Raw genomic sequence first — 19655 nt, forward strand, 5'->3', positions numbered from 1 at the left:
CATGTCGCCCCTATTTCCGAAAGGAAATAGGGGCGTTTTTTGTAGGACCTCTTTTCATAAACCTCTTGCTTCATGAGTGATAAATACAGGGTGGTACCGCGGATTCCAATTCGCCCCTGCTGCAATGACGCCAGATTGCAGCAGGGGCGTTTTTTTATCCATTCGTTCTTTCATAAGAAATGAAGGCCGGGCCTTCTTATTTTGGAAAGGGGATTGAAGATCGTGTTTTTTCAACAGCTTGTCAACGGTTTAACGCTGGGAAGCGCCTATGCGGTCATTGCCATTGGCTATACGCTGGTATTCGGCGTATTGAACATCGTCAACATGGCACATGGCGGCATCTTTATGATCGGCGCTTACATCGGCCTGCTTCTCGTAACAGAAGCGGGACTGGGCATTTTCCCGGCACTCATTGGTGCCATGATTGGCGGCGCCGTATTAGGGTATGGACTGGAAATCTTTGCACTCCGTCCGCTCCGCCGCCGCAAAGTGACTCATCTGGCTCCATTAATCAGTACTATCGGTGTGTCCACATTCCTGGAAAGTGTGGCACTTATGGTATGGGGTCCGCAGACCCGTTCTTTCCCGGCTGCTTTCGGGAACGGTCTGATGGACTTCGGCGTATTTAAGATTTCCGGCATCCAGATTATTTCCCTGGGTACCGCTGTGGTGCTCATGGCTCTCCTTACGGTAATGCTGAACAAGACAAAAATCGGCAAAGCTGTGAGAGCTACTTCTGAAAATGCGGAGACCGCCGGTCTTCTGGGGATTAATACCAGCCGCATCATTACCTTTACCGTCATGCTGGCTTCTGCCTTAGGTGCTGCAGCCGGCGTCCTCATCGGACTTTCCTTCAACGCCATCGAACCAACCATGGGTACTTCCATGGGTCTTAAAGGTCTGGCAGTCCTCATCATGGGCGGCCTGGGCAATGTAGAAGGTGCTATGGCCGGCGGCTTTATCCTCGGCATTGCTGAAGTCTTTGCCGTAGCTTATGGCTCTTCCACCTATCGTGATGCTGTGGCATTCGGCATTATTATCCTGATTCTCTTCATTCGCCCTGAAGGCTTGTTCTCCAAGGCAGGCAAAGGAGGCAGACCGTAATGGATGAAATTTTAAATGGCTACTTCCTGCAGGTATTCACCTTTGTATGCATTAACATTATCCTGGCGCTCACTGTTTACATGACCGTGTGCACCGGTATCCTTTCCCTGGGCAATGCAGGCTTTATGAGCCTGGGGGCTTACACTTCCGCAATTGTTACCACCCAGTATGGCGTACCTATGCCTGTGGGCATTGTGTTAGGCGGTCTTTTCGCCACTCTGATTGCATTGATTATCGGCCTTCCGACCATTCGCCTTCGCGGCCTTTACCTGGCCATTGCCACCATGGGCTTTGGTGAAGTGGTTCGAGTGATTGCCCTGAACCTTGACATCACCCACGGTGCTTTGGGTTTCTCCGGCATTCCTTCCATGGCCAGCGTTCTCTCTGACTATGCCAGCGACATGGGCCTTCTGGATGCTCTGGAAATTGATTCCCAGACCGGCGGCCAGCTTCTGATGAACATTGTTCTCCTCATTATCGTAGTGGCAGTAGTAACCTTCTGGTATCGCCTGGAACATTCCCGCATCGGCCGTGCCTGGGCTGCGGTAAAGGCAGATGAATATGCTGCATCCCTCACCGGCATCAATGTGGTGGAATACAAGATGATGGCCTTCCTCTTCAGTGCTTTCTTCGCCGGTGTAGCTGGTGCCCTCTATGCCCATGCTACCTTCTTCATCAGCCCCACCGACTTCTCCTGGAACAAGGTGGTTGATATCCTGGTTTACACCGTATTCGGCGGCAGCAACGTACTTTGGGGCTCCGTCCTGGGCGCTACAGTGCTTACCATCGTTCCGGAATCTCTCCGTGCCATGGCAGAATACAGAGATATCATCTACGGCCTCATGCTGGTAGCCCTCATGGCCTTCCGTCCTGACGGCATCCTGTCCTATGATGCGGTGAAATGGATTTCCCGCAAATTCAGCAAAAAGCAGAAAGCCTCTGCAGAAGGAGGAAACCAGTAATGCTTCTTGAAATGAAAAACGTAGTGAAACAGTTCGGCGGCCTTACCGCTGTTTCCAATATGTCCTTCTCCGTAGAAAAAGGAGAAATCTTCGGCGTCATCGGACCAAACGGCGCCGGCAAAACCACCATTTTCAACCTGATCACCGGCGTATACCAGGTGACGGAAGGGGATATCCTCTTCGACGGTCAGTCCATCGAAGGGAAGAAACCCTATCAGATCATCAACATGGGTATTTCCCGTACCTTCCAGAACATCCGCCTTTTCTCCGGCATGACTGTACTGGAAAACATTCTGGTCGGTCATCATGACCGGCTGAAGTCCGGCCTTCTGGCCAGCTTCCTCCACACCTCTTCCCAGAAGAAGGAAGAAAAGGAAGCCCGCCAGCAGGCGCTGGAACTCCTGCGGTTTGTAGGTCTTGAGGCAGATGCGGACCGTCTGGCCACTGAACTTCCTTACGGCAAACAGAGAAAACTGGAAATCGCCAGAGCCCTGGCCACCCAGCCCAAACTCATCCTTCTGGATGAACCGGCAGCCGGCATGAACGACAGCGAAACTGCAGCTCTCACTGAACTGATTCATAATATCCGCGAAAAATTCGGCACCACCATTATCCTCATTGAACACGACATGCACCTTGTCATGAGCCTCTGCGACCATGTCATGGTCGTCAACTTCGGTAAGAAACTGGCTGAAGGGGTACCGGAAGAAGTACAGAACAACCCCAAGGTTATTGAAGCTTACCTCGGAAAGGAGGATGAATGATGCTTCTTGAACTGAAAAATGTAGAAGCTGCCTATGGCAACATTAAAGCGTTAAAAGGCATCAACCTCTCCGTACCGGAAGGAAAGATTGTAACCCTTATCGGTGCTAACGGTGCCGGTAAGTCTACCACCATGAAAACCATTATGGGTATCATGAAACCCATTGCCGGTGATGTTCTCTTCAAAGGAGAATCCATTGCAGGCATGAAGACCCACAACATTGTAAGAAAAGGGGTAGTCCTCGTTCCGGAAGGACGTCAGATTCTTCAGAATATGACAGTCCGTGAAAACCTGGAAATGGGTGCCTACCAGAGAAATGACGCAGAAGGAATCAAGGAAGACCTGTCTAAGGTTTTTGAACGGTTCCCACGCCTCTTTGAAAGACAGGGCCAGTTCGCCGGCACCCTCTCCGGCGGCGAACAGCAGATGCTGGCCATTGGCCGCGCCGTTATGGCCAAGCCGGAAGTCATGCTTCTCGACGAACCGTCCATGGGCCTGGCTCCTCTGGTGGTACAGCAGATCTTTGATGTTATCAAAGACATTAACAAAATGGGTACTACTGTTCTTCTTGTAGAACAGAATGCGCGTAAAGCTCTCCAGATTGCCGATTATGCCTACGTTATGGAAACAGGCAAAATCGTCATGGAAGGCCCGGCGCAGGAAGTTGCCAGCAACCCGGATGTCATGGCGGCATATCTGGGCGGCAAGAAGAAACAGTGACCAATATAACAGCCGTTCAGGTTGTAACACGATCCGGGAAAAGGGACAGAGAAATCTGTCCCTTTTCTCTTTGCTAAAAAAGAACATAAAGTGGGCAGTGCTTTGCGGACAGGTCTGAAATTCAAAATTTCAAATCTCAAATCTCTCTCTTCTGAACCATCCTATGGGGTATGGTATAATAAAAAGTAACTTTATGCGAAATTCCGATTTCCCCATGATGGGAAAATCCTGCTGATTTCTGCTTCGGCAGAAGGAGGAACAATGAAGAAGAAACTGGTTATTATTGATGGCAGCAGCCTTTTATACCGCGCCTTTTTTGCCCTGCCGCCGACCATGACATCGCCGGACGGGACGCCTACCAATGCCATATACGGGTTCCTGCGCATGCTTTTGGGCCTCTACCGGGATCTGGACCCGGAGTACATGGCAGTCACCTTTGATAAGGACCGCCATACGTTCCGTACCGATATGTTTGCCGATTACAAAGCCACCAGGAAGCCGGCGCCGCCGGAGCTCATTCCCCAGTTTGATCTGATCCTGGATGTGCTTTCCGTGCTGGGGGTTGCGGTATACAGCATTCCCGGCTATGAAGGGGATGATATCCTGGGCACCTTATCTGCCCGCTATGAGAAGGAGCTGCCGGTAGATATCGTCACCGGCGACAGGGATGCCCTGCAGCTTTCCAGCAGCCGCACCACGGTGCTTCTGACCCAGAAGGGAATCACCCATATGGCAGTCATGACGCCGGAGGCAGTTTATGAAAAGTACCACATTACCCCCTCCCAGGTCATTGATATGAAGGCCCTCATGGGGGATACGGCGGATAATATTCCCGGAGTCCCCGGTATTGGTGAGAAGACAGCCCTGGGGCTTCTGACGGAGTACAAGGATCTGGATAATCTCTATGCCCATGTAGATGAAATCAAGGGAGCCCGGGGAAAGAAACTCACTGCCCACAAGGATATGGCCTATTTATCCTACAAACTGGCCACCATCAAACGGGATGTACCTATGGATGCTTCGCTGGAGGATATGAAGCAGCCTGTCCATGTGGCAGAAATGAAGGAGCTTTTTGGGAAACTGGGAATCAACCTTTTGAAGGAGTTCGCTGCACTTCCCCGCTTCCAGGAATTGTCCCAGGTGAAGAAGGAAGAAAGTGAAGAAATCCTTCCGCCTGTGGAAATCTGGAATCCCGCTGTTTCCTTTAAAGGAAAGACCGCCGCTCTCTGGGCCCATCTGTCCGGCAAGGCGCCTTTCTACAAGGCGGAAGAGGTGGTGGCTGCTGCTGACGGCCATGCCTGGCTGGTGGAGGCAGACCATTTCGGCCCTGCCGCCGAGGCACTGAAAGAGGCAGAGGCTGTGGTGGTGGAAGACAGCAAATCCCTTCTTGAGTCAGATTTCCCGTCAGAGGACCTTCCTTTCTTTGATATGTCCCTGGCAGCGTACCTTCTGGATCCCACCAGGGTGACCTATCCCTTGTCCTATATGGCCGGCCTTTTTGAAAAGCCGGTGATTTATCCCGATGATTTGGATGATATGAAGGAGAAGGGCTGCTGCATTACCCTTTTCCTGGCTTCCCTCTATGAAGATGCAAAGAAGAAGCTGGAAGAAAACGGGGTGCTGTCCCTGTTCCGAAAGGTGGAGCAGCCGCTGGTGCCGGTACTGGCAGCCATGGAGAAAGCAGGCATTGCCACGGACCAGGAAAAATGGAAGGCTGTCAAAGAAGAAATGGAGAAGGAAGAGCGGCTTCTCATGAAGGATATCTTCACTGAAGCCGGGGAATCCTTCAATCTCAATTCTCCCAAGCAGCTGGGCCATATTCTTTTTGAAAAAATGGGTATGCCTGCAGGGAAAAAGACGAAAACCGGCTATTCCACCGCCGCCGATGTGCTGGAGGAGCTGGCTCTGTCCTATCCTATGGTGAAGAATATTCTCCGCTACCGCAGTCTGGCCAAACTGGTTTCCACCTATCTGGAGGTCCTGCCGCAGCTGATTCGTCCGGAAACAGGACGCATTCACACCTCTTTTAACCAGACTGTCACCGCCACAGGCCGGCTTTCCAGCTCGGATCCGAACCTGCAGAACATTCCGGTACGCACGGAGGAAGGAAGGAAAATCCGCTCCCTCTTTGTGCCGGGAAAAGGCTATGACTGCTTTATTTCCTCCGATTATTCCCAGGTGGAACTTCGGGTGCTGGCCCATATGTCAGGCGACGAAAGTCTGATCAAAGCCTTCCTGAACAGGGAAGATATCCATAGAAGAACGGCGGCAGAGGTGCTGGGCATTCCGTTTGAAGACGTAACACCGGAACAGCGCTCTCATGCCAAAGCCGTTAACTTCGGCATCATCTACGGCATCAGCGATTTCGGCCTGGCCAGGCAGCTGGGTATTCCAAGAAAACAGGCGGCCAGCTATATCGAGGCCTACTTCAAGCGCTACCCCAGTATTCATGATTTCATGCATTCCATGGTGGAAAAAGCAAAGGAAACGGGGCGCGCCGTCACCCTCTTTGGAAGGTATCGGGAACTGCCGGATATTAACAGCAAAAACTTCAACCGCCGCTCCTTCGCCGAGCGGACAGCTATGAACACCCCTATCCAGGGTACGGCGGCAGACATCATGAAAATGGCTATGATTAAAGTGTACAGGAAGATGAAGGCAGGCGGCTATAAGAGCCGGGTGCTTCTTCAGGTACACGATGAACTGGTGGCAGAAGTGGTGAAGGAGGAAAAAGAAGAAATCGCAGCTCTTCTGAAGGAAACCATGGAGTCTGTGGTGAAGCTGAAGGTTCCCCTGGTGGCTGATGTGAATGAAGGAAAGAACTGGGCGGAGACGAAATAGTGAGCTAGTGGACTAGTCCACTAGTCCACTAGCAGACATTTTATAAAAAGGAAGTATTATGTATCGTATCGGATTAACAGGAGGCGTCGGCAGCGGCAAGAGCACGGTGTCCTCCTATATGAATGAATTAGGCATTCCTGTGATTGACGGAGATAAGCTGGCCCGGGAGGCAGTGATTCCCGGAAGTCTGGCCATGAACCGGCTGCGGGAAGTCTTCGGTCCCCATATTTTCCTTCCCGACGGGTCGCTGGACCGGCTGAAGGTGGGAGAAATTGTTTTTAACGATGAAGAAAAGAGGCAGAAGCTGAATGGCATCATCCATCCCTATATCTGGTACCGCACCAGGGAAGAGCTCATCCAGGCCCAGGAAGAAGGATTTCCTGTGGTGGTGCTGGATATGCCGCTCCTTCTGGAAATCAGCTGGCAGCTCAGGGTGGAAGAAGTATGGCTGGTGGAAGTGCCTCTGGAGGTGCAGATTGCCCGGGTCATTTCCCGGGACGGTTTCACCAGGGAGCAGGTGATGGAGCGCATCCGGAAGCAGATGCCTACCACGAATAAAATGAATTACGCAGACGTGATTATCGACAACAGCCGCTCGGTGGAAGATACCCGGCGGCAGGTGCGGGAAGCACTGAAGCATGTACCGGGATTTCAATTTCCCAAAGGAATGGAAGAAGTATGAGAGTCGCATTGAAACGCAGAAAAAAAGAGGTACAGAGACACCAGGGAAACACCGGCGCCATGGTGTTTACTCTTTTGACTGCGCTTCTTTGCGTGCTTACCCTTCTTCTTACCGATAATATCCGCTTCCTGAAGCCCAGCGAGCAGGTGTCCCATATTATCGTGCAGTGCGCCGATGAGGAGCATATTTCCGCAAGCCTTCTGGAAGCAGTGATACGGACGGAAAGCAAATTCAATGAAAAGGCGGTATCCCATGTAGGCGCCGTGGGCATGATGCAGCTCATGCCGGAAACGGCCCACTGGATTTCCGAGCAGAGCGGCCTGCCTTCAGATAACCTGGCCAGTCCGGAGCAGAATATTCCCCTGGGCGCCTGGTATTTGAATTATCTTTTGAAACAGTACCATAACAATGAAGTCTTTGCACTGGCAGCCTATAATGCAGGCCGGGGCAATGTGGATGAGTGGATTGAGAAAAATCACTGGCCGGAAGGATTTTCCGACATGGACAAGATTCCCTTCCCGGAAACCAGAGAATTTGTGAAATCCGTGGTTTCCGCAAGGGACCGGCTGGAAGCGGAAAAGAAAGGAACATAGGATGGGAAAAGAGGATAAGCTGGAACAGGAAAGGGCAGAAAGGCGTCAGAAATTCTTGGACTGGGACATAGAAAAGGAGCTGCCTTCGGATATAGAAGGGTATAAGCTGAAGCGGCTGGACCGGCAGGAGGGGCGCATTTATTTTGCCTTCTGCTGGGAAAATGAAAAAAACGGCTGGCAGGTGAGGGCTCTTTTTGATGAGGAAACCATGGATTACATGGTGAAATCGGATCTGCGTATGATGACCCTGACAGAAATCGAGCTCATTACCGGTGATTTTGAAGAATTTAAAAGAAATATGAAGCTCCTGACACCCCGGTATATTGCCAGGGAACTGGTGCATAGGGAAAATGTATCGGTGCTGGTGCGGGGAAAGGGGTTCATGGTGTGGGATTACAGTCAGTTCTTCCCGCCTGTTATCGGCCACTATGAAAGGATCATCGAACCGTCCCGTCCTCTCCTGGGGCTCAATGGCTCCTACATTATCGCGTCCTATGAATGCAGGGAAAAGGAAACAGGCATCCTTTTCTTCTACAATGTATACAGAGATGAATATTACGGCGAACTCAGGGCCAAAGGTATTCCCGGCATTATTCATCAGTATGATGCCAAAACCATACAGGACCTGGAAGAGACCATCAAGGCCCATTTGGAAAAGGACCTGAGTGAGCTGTATGAGCATCCGGAGATTCCGGACTGAAAGCAGTTTCAGATACCAAGGCATAACCGTTGATTTCATGGAAGGGGAGAAGGTCATGAAAAGCAGTGAAGAAGTGGTGATGGCCTATGTACGGCAGCTGGAAGACATGGAAGAAGAAGTATCTAGGCTTTTGAGCGAGAACCGCATACTGAAAGGAAGACTGGAGGGCGCCCGGAGAGCCGGCACGCCCACCGATTCAGAGCTTCTGGCGTCAGGAAAGGAAAAGGATCTTTATCCCGGTGAACGGCACGAAATCCTCCTGGATATTTTGAAATCGGTGAGGAAGGACATGAAAAACGGCACCCGGCGGGCCGATATTTTAGATGACCTCATCAAGGCCAATCCGGTGAGCGGTGAACCGAAACGGCGCTCGGAAGCGGTGAAGGTGGCGCTGAAGGGGTACCGCGGACTGGATGATAATACGAAACGAAAGCTGGCGGTCCTTGGCATTGAAGGAAACGAAAAGCACAGCAAGCACTATATTTTAAGATATTACGGTGATTCCCGGTACATGGTGACAATGACCGCCTCCGGCAGCGATGCGGGACGGGGCGGATTGAATCTGGCCAGTGACGTGGTTCGGAATTTCTTTTGACAGGAGGGACATCATGAAGATTCTGATTTTCGGCATAGGCGGTATCGGAGGCTTTGCAGGCGGCGCCCTGGCAGGGACAGGGAGTGATGTGTATTTCTACGTTCGGGGAAAGAACCGGGAAGCCATAGAAAAAGAAGGACTTCATGTGACATCAGAGCTTCTGGGCGATTTCACTGTGCATCCCAAAGGCATGGGACAGGATGGAAAGGCCCTGGGGAAGATGGATGTCATTCTTCTGGCCTGCAAGGGAAACGGACTGGCAAAGGCCTGCCATGACATGGCGCCCATGGTGGCAACCCACACGGTGGTGGTGCCTCTTCTGAACGGCGTCCTTGTGTCGGACCTCATGGAGCCTCTTCTTCCGCCCTGCTTCATAGCCGATGGCACCATCCGTGTCTTCAGTCATCTGGAAAAGCCGGGTCATGTGGTGCAGACGGCAGGCAGCGGTCAGGTGGTGATGGGCATGAAAGACGGCAGGGACCTGCCCCTTCTCCATGAACTGGCAGCCCTTTTGCAAAAATCGGGCATTCCGGCCAAAGTGACCCATGATATCCGGCTGGACAGCTGGGAAAAATACGCCCTCATGGCAGCCAACAGTGCCCTTTTCTGCCTTTTTGACGGTCCTGCAGGAAAAGTGCGACGCCAGAAAAACTATAGACAGGTGGTGGCAGAAACAGTGGGAGAAGTGATTGCCATGGCCAAAGTGCAGGGCGTCATCATTCCTCCGGCCTATAAGGAAGACTATCTTCGCCTCTTCGATTCCCTCCCTGACGACACCGTTACCTCCCTGTATCGGGACCTGAAGGATGGAAAGAAAGTAGAAGATACGGAAACAGAAATGATTCTGGGAAGGATGGTGGACCTTGGAAAGAAAGCGGGGCTTTCGGTGCCCTGCTTTGAAAAAGCCTATGCAATGGCTAAAAGCATGGGAAAAAGGAACTTTCGTGCAGCCATGAGATAAAACATACATGACAGAGTGACAGGGGGTGTCTCTACATCTAAAGAGGCACTCCTTTTTCCATGCTCTGACAAACATGAAAAAGTCGGTATACAGGGCGTAAAAGGGCTGCTGTTTTCTTTGAACTGCAGGCTGAATCGTGGTAACATAGACATAAAAAAGAACAATGTTTTGAAATTCAAGGGAGAGATAGGAATGACATTGGATGAACTGCCTCAGGGGAAAACGGCAGATGTGACAGTGGTTGGCGGAGAGGGACCTCTGCGCCAGCACTTTCTTGATATGGGCCTCATTCCAGGGGCAGAGGTGACGTTTATCAAGTTCGCTCCTCTGGGGGACCCCATGGAGCTCATGGTCCAGGGTTATGAACTCACCCTTCGCGTGGAAGATGCAAAGAAAATTCAGGTAGATCATCTGCGGGACCGGGATATGACAAAGAAGGAAATGAAGCAGCCCACGCTGATTCAGCACCCGGGTCTGGGAGAACCGGGACGGGTGCACGAGCTTTCACCGTACCATGATGCAAAGCCAGTGGAGGGGAAGCTCGTTTTTGCGCTGGCAGGAAACCAGAACTGCGGAAAAACCACTCTTTTCAACCAGCTCACCGGGTCCAACCAGCATGTGGGCAATTTCCCCGGCGTTACTGTAGACCGGAAGAGCGGTTTTATCAAAGGCCATCCGAACTGTGAAGTGGTGGACCTTCCGGGAATTTATTCCCTGTCCCCCTATACCAGTGAGGAAATCGTTTCCCGTAAATTCATTCTGGAAGAGAAGCCCAGTGCCATTATCAACATTGTGGATGCCACAAACCTGGAACGCAACCTGTACCTCACCATGCAGCTTATGGAGCTGGACGTGCCCATGGTGCTGGCTCTTAATATGATGGATGAGGTGGAAAAGAACGGCGGCTCCATCCTTATCAATGAAATGGAAGAAATCCTGCAGATTCCGGTGGTTCCCATTTCCGCTGCCAGGAACCAGGGGGTGCAGGAACTGGTGCGCCATGCAGTCCATGTGGCAAGGTACAGGGAAAAACCGGGCATCCGGGATTTCTGCAGCCCTTTGGACCATAAGGGGGCGGTGCATCGGGCCCTTCACGGCATTATGCACCTGATCCAGGACCATGCGGAAGCGGCCGGCATACCGCTGCGCTTTGCGGCAGGCAAGCTGGTGGAAGGAGACCATCTGGTGGAAGAGGCCCTTCATCTGGAAGACAATGAAAAGGAAATGATCGGTCACATTATCAAACAGATGGAGGAAGAAAGGGGACTGGACCATGCAGCAGCCATGGCAGATATGCGATTCCTCTTTATCCGGCGCCTCTGCGACAAAACGGTGGTGAAGCCGAAGGAAAGCAGGGAGCATGCCCGGAGCAGGAAGATGGACAGGATACTCACAGGGAAATACACGGCCATCCCCATTTTCATCCTCATCATGGGTCTTGTATTCTACCTGACCTTCAATGTCATCGGCGCCTTCTTCCAGGATCTTCTGGCCAGCGGCATCGACAGGCTCACAGAGCAGGTAGACGCAGCCCTGACGGCAGCGGGGGTGAATGGGGCGGTGAAGTCCCTTCTGGTGGATGGTATTTTCACCGGCGTGGGCAGTGTATTGAGCTTCATTCCTATCATTATGGTGCTCTTCTTCTTCCTTTCCATTCTGGAAGATGGTGGATACATGGCCCGGGTGGCCTTTGTTATGGATAAGCTGCTTCGGAAAATCGGTTTGTCCGGAAGAAGCATTGTGCCCATGCTCATCGGCTTCGGCTGTTCCGTACCGGCCGTCATGTCCACCAGAACCCTGCCTTCCCTTCGGGACCGCCGAATGACCATCATGCTCATTCCCTTCATGAGCTGCTCCGCCAAGGTGCCTATTTATGCTTTCTTTACAGCGGCCTTCTTCCCTCACACCGGGGGTCTGGTCATGACGGGCCTGTATCTTACCGGTGTATGTATGGCCGTAGTGGTGGCCCTTCTTTCCAAGAACACCTTTTTCAAGGGAGAAGCAGTTCCTTTCGTCATGGAACTTCCCAATTACCGTATGCCGGGAGCTAAAAACGTGGGCCGTCTCATGTGGGACAAAGGAAGGGATTTCCTCCAGCGGGCCTTCACCGTCATTTTCGTGGGCACTATCATCGTATGGTTCCTCCAGAGTTTTGACCTGACCCTCAACATGGTGGAAGACAGTAAGGACAGCATTCTGGCTCTCCTGGGCGGCTGGATTGCGCCCCTCTTTTCGCCCCTGGGATTCGGAGACTGGAAAATGTCTACTGCCCTTATCTGCGGCTTTATGGCCAAGGAAAGCGTAGTGGCCACACTGTCCGTGCTTTATGGCAGCGTTGGCGCTCTGGAAACGGCGCTGACACCGATGGCAGCCTTTTCCTTCCTGATTTTCTGCCTTCTCTATACCCCCTGCATTGCCACCATTGCTTCAGTGCGCCGGGAAAATGGCGGCCGCTGGGCATTGGAAATGGTGATTTTCCAGTGTGTCGTAGCATGGATCGTGTCCTTTATCGTATGGCATGGAGAGCTTCTCCTTTTTGGAAAGTAAAGGAATTGAGATGAAAAAAGTCTGGCTCACAGCCTTTCTATCCCTCTTTCCTGCAGTGGCAGGAGCAGAGGTGTATACCCTTCCCGGCGTGGTAGTGACGGCGGAAAACCGGAAGGAAACAAAAGATACCGTCTTTCTGCCCCATGAAACCTTGACAGAAAAGGATATGGAGCGCATGGGTGCTTCCAATGTGGTAGAAGCCCTTTCTACAGCACTGGGAGTGGACCTTTCCTCCGGAAGCCAGGACAGCCGGACGGTCATGGGCAGCAATCAGCTCATGATACGGGGTATGAACAGCAGCCAGACCCTGGTCCTTGTGGACGGACACCGGCTGGCCGATGAAGATACCGCTTCTTCCCAAAACATGAATCTGCTGCAGCGCTTTGACTTGTCCCAGGTGGAACAGATAGATATCATCCGCGGCGCTGACGGCGCTTCATACGGTTCCTCCGCCATGGGCGGTGTGGTCAATATCAGGACGAAGAAACCGGGCAGCGGTGAAAGCAGCGCCGGATTCCGTCTGGGAGAGGGGGAAAATACCCTCTATTTTCATGAAGACCCAAAAGGGAAGGGACCTTTCTACCTGGCGGTAAGCGGCAGAGTGACCAAAGTCAGGCCCCTTTCATTCCGGCGGGACAGCTTTTCCAGAAGCATTCATTATGACGGCTTTGATGTACCTTCCTACGGCATCCGCCGCTATGCAGGGCTGGACGGCCTTTATGATTTTCGAAACGGCAGCACCCTGAGGCTTAAAGCAGACTATTTTGATGAAGATACATCCATGCGTTTTTCCGATGCCTCCATGAACGTCTATGTCAGGCCTGTGGTGCTGCAGCAGGATGAGAAAAGCCGCACCGAAAGGACCCAGTGGAATACGTCCCTCACCTATGAAGGGAAGATAGCAGGAAATGCATACAGCGGTGAGGTCTACTACAGCCGCTTGAAGAAGTACAGCGAAACATGGAATGACAGACCGGATTTCAGGGAGTCGCTGCAAGGCTTTCCAACGGCAATGGTCCAGGGACTGGATAATCTCTTTAAAAAATGGGACTACGACCGCGCCTTCTATGAAATCTGGGGAATCAGCGGAAAGGACACCATAACCCGGGGCAGTCACAGCCTCACCTTCGGCAGCGAATGGAACAGGAGCACCTACACCGGTACCAGGTACCAGGCTTTCAAGAGAAACGTATTCCGGCACAGGAAATAAAGGCGAAGAAGGTCATGAGCAGACAAACGGTGCTTTCTATATTTCTGACACCTGGCATATGAACTCCCGTCTCACCTTCCTTCCCTCTGTCAGACTGGAGAGGGACAGCAGTTTTGGATTTCTGGGCGTACCGGCGGCAGGCCTGTCCTATCGGTTCAATGACCGCATGACCTGGAAAACGAGCTATGGAAAGGGCTTTCGCGCCCCTTCCATCAGTGAAAGATACATCCATCTGGACCACATGGGGGTTACGGTGGACGGAAATCCGGACCTTAAGGCAGAAACTTCCCGCAGCTTTGATACGGGACTGGAATGGAAGCATGGAAAAACGGCCTGGACCATTTCATGGTTTGACCAGAAGGTCAAAAATCTCATTGACTATGAAGAAATGGCAGGCAGCTCCATGGAATACCGGTATGTAAACAGGAAACAGGCGGAGCTGAAGGGACTGGAAGGAGAAATTTCCTACGCCCTTCTGCCGCGCTGGACGGTGCGGGGCACCTATACCTATCTGGATGGCCGGGATCGATCCGAAAACACACGGCTTCCCAACCGCAGCCGCCACACCGCCATGCTTTCCCTTTCCTACGACAGTAAAGCTCCCTATGGCCTCTCCGGCATGATCTGGTCCGCCTTCAAAAGAGATTTCTATTTCGATGACAGGAACTACACATGGAATGAAGTGAACCTGTCCCTCCAGAAACACTGGGGAGAGAAATTCACCGCTTCTTTTGGCCTCTACAACCTGCTGGATAAGAAAATAGATGCCCTCTATATCCACGGCCGTTCCTGGTTTGCAGGAATGGAAATGAAATGGTAGGAGTCGAATGGGTTAAAAGGTCCATCCTGAGGACCTTCCCCTCTGAACCCGGGCCGCAGCGTGGACTCATAGCGATACCACAGCCCGCGCCGTCATAAGTGTCATAAATTTTTCAAAAAAGTACTTGACAGACAGAAAAACGGGCGGTATTATATACACATCTTCAGACAACCAAACGAACTGAAACAAGCTATGAACGAGACAAAAGGTTTGTTGTTCAATCTTCAGAGAGCCGGTGTATGGTGCGAACCGGTAGATGGCAGCATTCATAATATCCCTCGAGAGCTCTTACACCGAATTAAGTAGGTGCAGGCGATCATTCACGTTACGAATAGGACTACAAGTACAATGTAGGGTGGTACCGCGATCATCGCCCCTATCTTCTGATGAAGGTAGGGGCTTTTCTTATAGGTGCCGGTTGATTTGCAGTCCGTAAGTGATAAGTGGGAGTGGTACCGCGCATAAAGCGCCTCCGCTGATGGGAAACCATCAGCGGAGGTTTTTATTTTTCCGTTTCATTCACGTTTGGAATCTATTTAATTTTTTGAAAGAGGGATAAACTATGCAGAAGAAATGGTTAAAAGGAATGGCAGCTGTCATGGCAGCTGCAGCACTGGCAGGCGCATTCGCAGGATGCGGTGGAGATAAGAAGGCAGCAGCCAGCGGCGCTGCCGGCGGACAGACTGTAAAGCTGGGCTTTGTCACCGCTTATACCGGCCCCGGCGCAGCTTATGGACAGGCTATGAAAGACGGTGTAGATCTGGCTGTTGAAGAAATCAACAAGGATCCGAACACCAAGGTTAAAATCGACCTCAAGACCTACGATACCAAGCTGAACAAGTCCGAAGCCATCAATGCTTTCAAGAAATGCATTGAACAGGACAAAGTTCTTGCCATTGAAGGACCTATGACCTCCGGCGAAATGTTCGCTGCCGGCCCCATTGCCCAGCAGTCTAAAGTCGTTGCTTTCGGCACCGGCACCACTGCTACCGGCATCACCGACCTGGGCGACTACATCTTCAGAAACGCCATCCCCGGCAAACTGGCTATTCCGGTTACCCTGAAAAAAGCACATGACAAACTGGGATTCAAGAAAGTAGCTGTTCTCTATTCCAACAATAACGACCAGATGGTTCGTGAAAATGATATTTACCAGGAAGAACTGAAGAAGATGGGTGTAGAAGTGGTAGCTACCGAAACCTTCGCAGATAAGGATACCGACTTCTCCGCACAGCTCACTAAGATTCAGGCTGCCAACCCTGATGTCATCGCTGTAGCAGGCCTCTATCAGGAAGGCGCCCTCATTGCCAAGAAAGCCCGTGAAATGGGAATGAACCAGCCCATCATCGGCAACAACGGCTTCAACAGCCCGGCTTACATCCAGCAGGCCGGCGATGCAGCTAACGGCACCCTGGTAGCTACACCGTGGAACCCGGAAAGAAAGACCGACAAGGCCCAGAACTTCCGCAAAGCCTTCGTTGCTAAGTACGGTCATGAACCGGATCAGTTCGCTGCCCAGGCTTATGATGCCATGTACGTCATCCACCAGGCTGTAGAACAGTCCGGCACCACCACGGACCGTAAGAAATTCCGTGATACCCTGGCTAACATCAAAAACTTCGAAGGTGCTACCGGCAAATTCGAATTTGACCAGAACCGCGATCCGAAGATGGACCTGGACGTACTGGAAGTCAAAGACGGAAAGTGGGTTCCTTTCGCTTAACAGTTTAAAAAGCGCATAGCCTGTCCCTGATAGGAAGCGGGGAAAACCAGTGGATAGGACAGGACGAGCAGCACCCCTGACGCTGCGTGTCCCTATCCATCATAGTTTTTCCCCAACGCAAAACCGCAGTGCATCCCTACGCACTGCGGTTTTGTATTGGGGAAAATAAGGGGCCCTCCCTATGGGCACGCCCTTTGGGGCGTGAGGGTTAACGGGCCTTTGGACCGAGGGTTATAGCCGCCTAATGGCGGCAGGTTGTGTCCCCACAGGGGAAACGACTCACTATGATTTGTGCGTCGCTGGCGCTCCTGCATCCACTGCTGTCACTGACTCACTGGATTTTCAGGTCGCTGATGCTCCCTTACAAATCCAGTTCGCATAGTGCAAATCATGTTCGCTGTGCATCGCTTCGCTCAAGGGGCAGCGGCCGTGGCGGGCATTTTTAATTTATAGATGGCGCCGGTATGATAAAACCTTCACCGTCCTCGGGGCCAAAGACCGTCAAACTTACGAACCTGACCGCCGAAGGCCGGTCCATCTTAAGTACCTTCCCCGATGGACCTTCACGGGGGTCTCTCCATCTCATTTCTAATCCTGTGTTCCGTTGCATACAGGGAACGAGCATTCTATAATAAATACAGAACGTTTATTTCACAAAAATAAGTTTGATGGAGGAGCCATGGCGGACGATGTGTATGTGTGCATAGACTTAAAAAGTTTCTATGCTTCGGTGGAATGTGCGGCCCGGGGGCTGGACCCTTTTACCACGAACCTGGTAGTGGCGGATCCTTCCCGAGGGCCCGGAGCCCTGTGTCTGGCGGTGAGTCCCGGGCTGAAGGCAAAGGGGGTCAGGAACCGGTGCCGGCTTTTTGAGATTCCTCCTTCCCTGAAATACATTACGGCTCTGCCGCGGATGGGGCTCTATATGGAAGTGTCTGCAGATATTTACAATATTTATCTTCATTTCTTTTCTGCAGAAGACGTGTACGCCTATTCCATTGACGAATGTTTCATCCACGCTTCGCCCTATCTGGCCATGTATCGGAAGGACGGCATGGCACTGGCGGAGATGATGATGAAGGCCGTATATGAAAGGACCGGCATCTGTGCCACTGCAGGGGTGGGAACCAATCTTTTTCTGGCGAAAATTGCCATGGACATTGTGGCCAAGCATGTGCCGGAGCATATAGCTTATCTGGATGAAGGCATCTTCAAGAAAACCCTGTGGTACCACCGACCCCTTACAGATATATGGAATATAGGGAAGGGCATTGCCGGAAGGCTTCAGAAATACGGGGTCTATGACCTTCACGGCGTCACCCTCCTTCCTCCTGAAATGCTGTATAGGGAATTCGGGGTGAATGCGAAATACCTCATCGACCATGCCCATGGCCGGGAACCCTGCACTCTGCAGGATATCCATTCCTACCGTCCCAGGGCCCGCTCCATCCATACGGGACAGGTCCTTTTTGAAGATTACACCTATGAAGAAGGGGAAATCCTGCTTTATGAAATGGCGGAGCTGCTGATACAGCAGATGTTGGGACAGGGCCTTGCGGCCCGGGGCATTTCTCTCTATGCCGGCTATTCGGGACGGGAGAGGAAGGGGAGCAGCGGCAGCAGGAAGCTGGATGGATATACCGACGTTCCGGAAGATATATGGCAGGCTTTCCATCAGCTGTATCAGGACAAGGTCATTCCCCGTCTGGGCATACGCACCCTCCGTCTGGCGCTGGAGGATGTGGCGCCGGCAGGTGAAGTACCCCGGCACTTTTCCCTCTTCCGTTCGCCTTGGGAAGAAGAAAGGCAGAAAAAGGTGGAGCTGGCTATGATGGATATTAAAAGTAAATTTGGAAAAAATGCGCTGCTTCGCGGTATCGATTATTTCCCGAAAGCCACCCTGCGGAGCAGGAACGGTCTCATAGGAGGTCATCATGAGTGATATCAAAAGAGCCTGCCAGTTTCTTCCTTTCGATGGTCTTTCAGGCTATGGCACCCTTCTGGCGGAAACAGGAAGGGAAAGAGAAGAGAAAAGGCAGGTATCAGAAGATCGGGCGGCAGTACTGGATCAAATGACAGGCCTTCTGAAGAAAAAAGACAGGGTGGAAGTGGTGTTTTACGACCGGGATTGCTACCGCAGGATAGAAGGCACGGTGGAGATGGTGGACCGCATCGGAAGAAAGCTCTGTTTGGAAGGAAGGAAAATAGCCTTTGCGGATGTATGGGAAATCCATAGGAAAGAGGGACCATAGAAATTTCATCAAAAGGGATGTGAAGAAAGGATTGACATTTTTTCACATTCCTTTTTCAATGCCTCTCGGCTCCATGCACCGGGCTTCCGGGCGCCTTGGAATCTGTCTGCTGCAGACATCCATAGGCCTCTCATTCCCATGGTATAATAGTAAAAATATGAAGGAACCGCTGATGCAGGAATCAATGCAGCAGGCCATGGCATCGGCAATTTTCTGAAAGGAGGGATAGGATGGACAGCCGCTTTTTTGTGGTATTTGCAGATATTCTGCTGCCCCTGGCTCTGGGCATGGCGCTCAGGCGCTGGGGCCTTTCCAGAGACATACTCCGACTGATTATAAAGGCCAATGTGGTAGGGGTGGCGTCATTTCTGTCCCTCGTATCATTCTGGTCCGTCCATGTGACCAGGGAGCTGCTGTGGCTCCCTGTTTCCATTCTGCCTATCTGCTTTCTGCCGGTGCTGATTTTTTATCTTTTCCAGAAGAACCGTTTCACAAATCCTCTGGATCAGGGAAGCTACCTGATTTCCATGATGCTGGGCAACATAGGCACCCTGGCGGGCCTATGCGCCTATGTACTGTATGGAGAAAGGGGCTTTGCCTATGTACAGCTCATTGCAGTGCCCCAGATTCTGGTGATTGTGCTCTTCTGCTTTCCCATGGCCCAAAGATTCTATGAAATGGGAAGTGCCCAGGAGAAAAGAGGGGAAAGGACGCAGTTTATCAAGCTCCTGCTTACACCGAACCAGCTGCCTGCCCTGGGCGTGGCGGCGGGGCTTCTGCTCTCCGGATGTCAGGTGGAACGGCCGGAAGCCGTGGGCACCCTGTTTACCCTGCTGATTCATGTCAGTGCCTGGATGGGCATGATGCCTGTAGGCTATGACCTTCATCTATCCAGCGTAGGCACCTGGGCTTTCCGCCTGTGGCCTATCTTTCCGGTGAAATTCATTTTTCTGCCGGCCGTTCTTTATGGTCTGACCCGTCTTTTCGTATCTGACCCGGCCATGATTACCTGCGTCATTCTGTCTGCCGGCGCGCCGACAGCCATTTTTGCAGTGGCAGCGTCCCAGCTGTATGGATTGAATGTGGATATGGCGGAATCGTCCTTCGTCACTACCACCCTGGTCTTTCTCTTCATCCTCTATCCGTTGGTCTATTTCAGCGGTCTGGCAGGATAAGCGGGCA

General features: G+C 51.9%; 17 protein-coding genes and 2 other annotated features (1 of these 19 cut by a window edge). All 17 genes read left to right on the forward strand.

Translation table 11 applies throughout. The features are described 5' to 3' along the window. Positions 1-15: a binding site (T-box leader), on the forward strand; it begins 183 nt to the left of the window's first position. A 207-nt stretch (positions 16-222) separates the two neighbouring features. The 17 genes from NW747_RS06055 (at position 223) to NW747_RS06135 (ending at position 19648) form a co-directional block, all read left to right on the forward strand. Then, the gene (locus NW747_RS06055; protein WP_040379370.1) at positions 223-1104 is read left to right on the forward strand and encodes a branched-chain amino acid ABC transporter permease; all 882 of its coding nucleotides are present in this window, start codon (positions 223-225) and stop codon (positions 1102-1104) included. After that, positions 1104-2066 carry a branched-chain amino acid ABC transporter permease gene (locus tag NW747_RS06060; RefSeq protein ID WP_008858530.1) on the forward strand — a complete coding sequence of 321 codons (963 nt, stop codon included), beginning with the start codon at positions 1104-1106 and terminating at the stop codon, positions 2064-2066. The genes NW747_RS06055 and NW747_RS06060 overlap by 1 nt, the downstream gene beginning before the upstream one ends. Next, positions 2066-2830 (forward strand): ABC transporter ATP-binding protein, encoded by a 765-nt coding sequence (locus NW747_RS06065; protein WP_273185916.1) that lies wholly within the window; start codon positions 2066-2068, stop codon positions 2828-2830. The genes NW747_RS06060 and NW747_RS06065 overlap by 1 nt, the downstream gene beginning before the upstream one ends. Continuing rightward, complete coding sequence (locus NW747_RS06070) at positions 2827-3549, forward strand: ABC transporter ATP-binding protein (protein ID WP_008858532.1); 723 nt, start codon at positions 2827-2829, stop codon at positions 3547-3549. The genes NW747_RS06065 and NW747_RS06070 overlap by 4 nt, the downstream gene beginning before the upstream one ends. Positions 3550-3810: 261 nt before the next feature. Continuing rightward, a complete protein-coding gene (polA, locus tag NW747_RS06075) occupies positions 3811-6390 on the forward strand; it encodes a DNA polymerase I (protein ID WP_273185919.1) in 2580 nt (859 codons plus the stop codon). A gap of 58 nt (positions 6391-6448) precedes the next feature. Next, the gene (gene coaE / locus NW747_RS06080) at positions 6449-7072 is read left to right on the forward strand and encodes a dephospho-CoA kinase (RefSeq protein WP_273185922.1); all 624 of its coding nucleotides are present in this window, start codon (positions 6449-6451) and stop codon (positions 7070-7072) included. A gap of 8 nt (positions 7073-7080) precedes the next feature. After that, entirely contained in the window at positions 7081-7665 is a 585-nt protein-coding gene (locus NW747_RS06085; protein ID WP_187368020.1) for a lytic transglycosylase domain-containing protein, read from the forward strand. Position 7666: 1 nt separating this feature from the next. Beyond that, positions 7667-8365 carry a hypothetical protein gene (locus NW747_RS06090; protein WP_273096174.1) on the forward strand — a complete coding sequence of 233 codons (699 nt, stop codon included), beginning with the start codon at positions 7667-7669 and terminating at the stop codon, positions 8363-8365. 55 nt (positions 8366-8420) lie between these two features. Beyond that, positions 8421-8960, forward strand: a complete 540-nt coding sequence (locus tag NW747_RS06095) for a hypothetical protein (RefSeq protein WP_273185926.1) — start codon at positions 8421-8423, stop codon at positions 8958-8960. A 13-nt stretch (positions 8961-8973) separates the two neighbouring features. Next, on the forward strand, positions 8974-9921 hold the full coding sequence (locus tag NW747_RS06100; protein ID WP_273185929.1) for a ketopantoate reductase family protein: 948 nt from the start codon (positions 8974-8976) through the stop codon (positions 9919-9921). 192 nt (positions 9922-10113) lie between these two features. Then, on the forward strand, positions 10114-12468 hold the full coding sequence (gene feoB, locus NW747_RS06105) for a ferrous iron transport protein B (protein WP_273185932.1): 2355 nt from the start codon (positions 10114-10116) through the stop codon (positions 12466-12468). A 10-nt stretch (positions 12469-12478) separates the two neighbouring features. Beyond that, entirely contained in the window at positions 12479-13678 is a 1200-nt protein-coding gene (locus tag NW747_RS06110; protein ID WP_273185935.1) for a TonB-dependent receptor plug domain-containing protein, read from the forward strand. Between the two features lie 40 nt (positions 13679-13718). After that, entirely contained in the window at positions 13719-14498 is a 780-nt protein-coding gene (locus NW747_RS06115) for a TonB-dependent receptor plug domain-containing protein (RefSeq protein ID WP_337954997.1), read from the forward strand. Positions 14499-14681: 183 nt separating this feature from the next. Continuing rightward, positions 14682-14879 (forward strand) — a binding site (T-box leader). Between the two features lie 181 nt (positions 14880-15060). Continuing rightward, complete coding sequence (locus NW747_RS06120; protein ID WP_008858542.1) at positions 15061-16221, forward strand: ABC transporter substrate-binding protein; 1161 nt, start codon at positions 15061-15063, stop codon at positions 16219-16221. A gap of 679 nt (positions 16222-16900) precedes the next feature. Further along, complete coding sequence (locus tag NW747_RS06125; RefSeq protein WP_273185939.1) at positions 16901-18163, forward strand: Y-family DNA polymerase; 1263 nt, start codon at positions 16901-16903, stop codon at positions 18161-18163. Further along, positions 18156-18473, forward strand: a complete 318-nt coding sequence (locus tag NW747_RS06130) for a hypothetical protein (RefSeq protein WP_273185942.1) — start codon at positions 18156-18158, stop codon at positions 18471-18473. Before NW747_RS06125 ends, NW747_RS06130 begins: the two co-directional genes overlap by 8 nt. 230 nt (positions 18474-18703) lie before the next feature. After that, entirely contained in the window at positions 18704-19648 is a 945-nt protein-coding gene (locus tag NW747_RS06135) for an AEC family transporter (protein ID WP_273185945.1), read from the forward strand. Positions 19649-19655: the final 7 nt, after the last annotated feature.

It is taken from the genome of Dialister succinatiphilus (assembly GCF_928721695.1).
Lineage (GTDB): Bacteria > Bacillota > Negativicutes > Veillonellales > Dialisteraceae > Dialister > Dialister succinatiphilus.

Bases quoted from the DNA above. Each gene is read 5' to 3' on its own strand.
- NW747_RS06060 (WP_008858530.1), top strand. From the start codon at position 1,104: ATGGATGAAATTTTAAATGGCTACTTCCTGCAGGTATTCACCTTTGTA.
- NW747_RS06065 (WP_273185916.1), top strand. From the start codon at position 2,066: ATGCTTCTTGAAATGAAAAACGTAGTGAAACAGTTCGGCGGCCTTACC.
- NW747_RS06070 (WP_008858532.1), top strand. From the start codon at position 2,827: ATGATGCTTCTTGAACTGAAAAATGTAGAAGCTGCCTATGGCAACATT.
- polA (WP_273185919.1), top strand. From the start codon at position 3,811: ATGAAGAAGAAACTGGTTATTATTGATGGCAGCAGCCTTTTATACCGC.
- coaE (WP_273185922.1), top strand. From the start codon at position 6,449: ATGTATCGTATCGGATTAACAGGAGGCGTCGGCAGCGGCAAGAGCACG.
- NW747_RS06090 (WP_273096174.1), top strand. From the start codon at position 7,667: ATGGGAAAAGAGGATAAGCTGGAACAGGAAAGGGCAGAAAGGCGTCAG.
- NW747_RS06095 (WP_273185926.1), top strand. From the start codon at position 8,421: ATGAAAAGCAGTGAAGAAGTGGTGATGGCCTATGTACGGCAGCTGGAA.
- NW747_RS06100 (WP_273185929.1), top strand. From the start codon at position 8,974: ATGAAGATTCTGATTTTCGGCATAGGCGGTATCGGAGGCTTTGCAGGC.
- feoB (WP_273185932.1), top strand. From the start codon at position 10,114: ATGACATTGGATGAACTGCCTCAGGGGAAAACGGCAGATGTGACAGTG.
- NW747_RS06110 (WP_273185935.1), top strand. From the start codon at position 12,479: ATGAAAAAAGTCTGGCTCACAGCCTTTCTATCCCTCTTTCCTGCAGTG.
- NW747_RS06120 (WP_008858542.1), top strand. From the start codon at position 15,061: ATGCAGAAGAAATGGTTAAAAGGAATGGCAGCTGTCATGGCAGCTGCA.
- NW747_RS06125 (WP_273185939.1), top strand. From the start codon at position 16,901: ATGGCGGACGATGTGTATGTGTGCATAGACTTAAAAAGTTTCTATGCT.
- NW747_RS06130 (WP_273185942.1), top strand. From the start codon at position 18,156: ATGAGTGATATCAAAAGAGCCTGCCAGTTTCTTCCTTTCGATGGTCTT.
- NW747_RS06135 (WP_273185945.1), top strand. From the start codon at position 18,704: ATGGACAGCCGCTTTTTTGTGGTATTTGCAGATATTCTGCTGCCCCTG.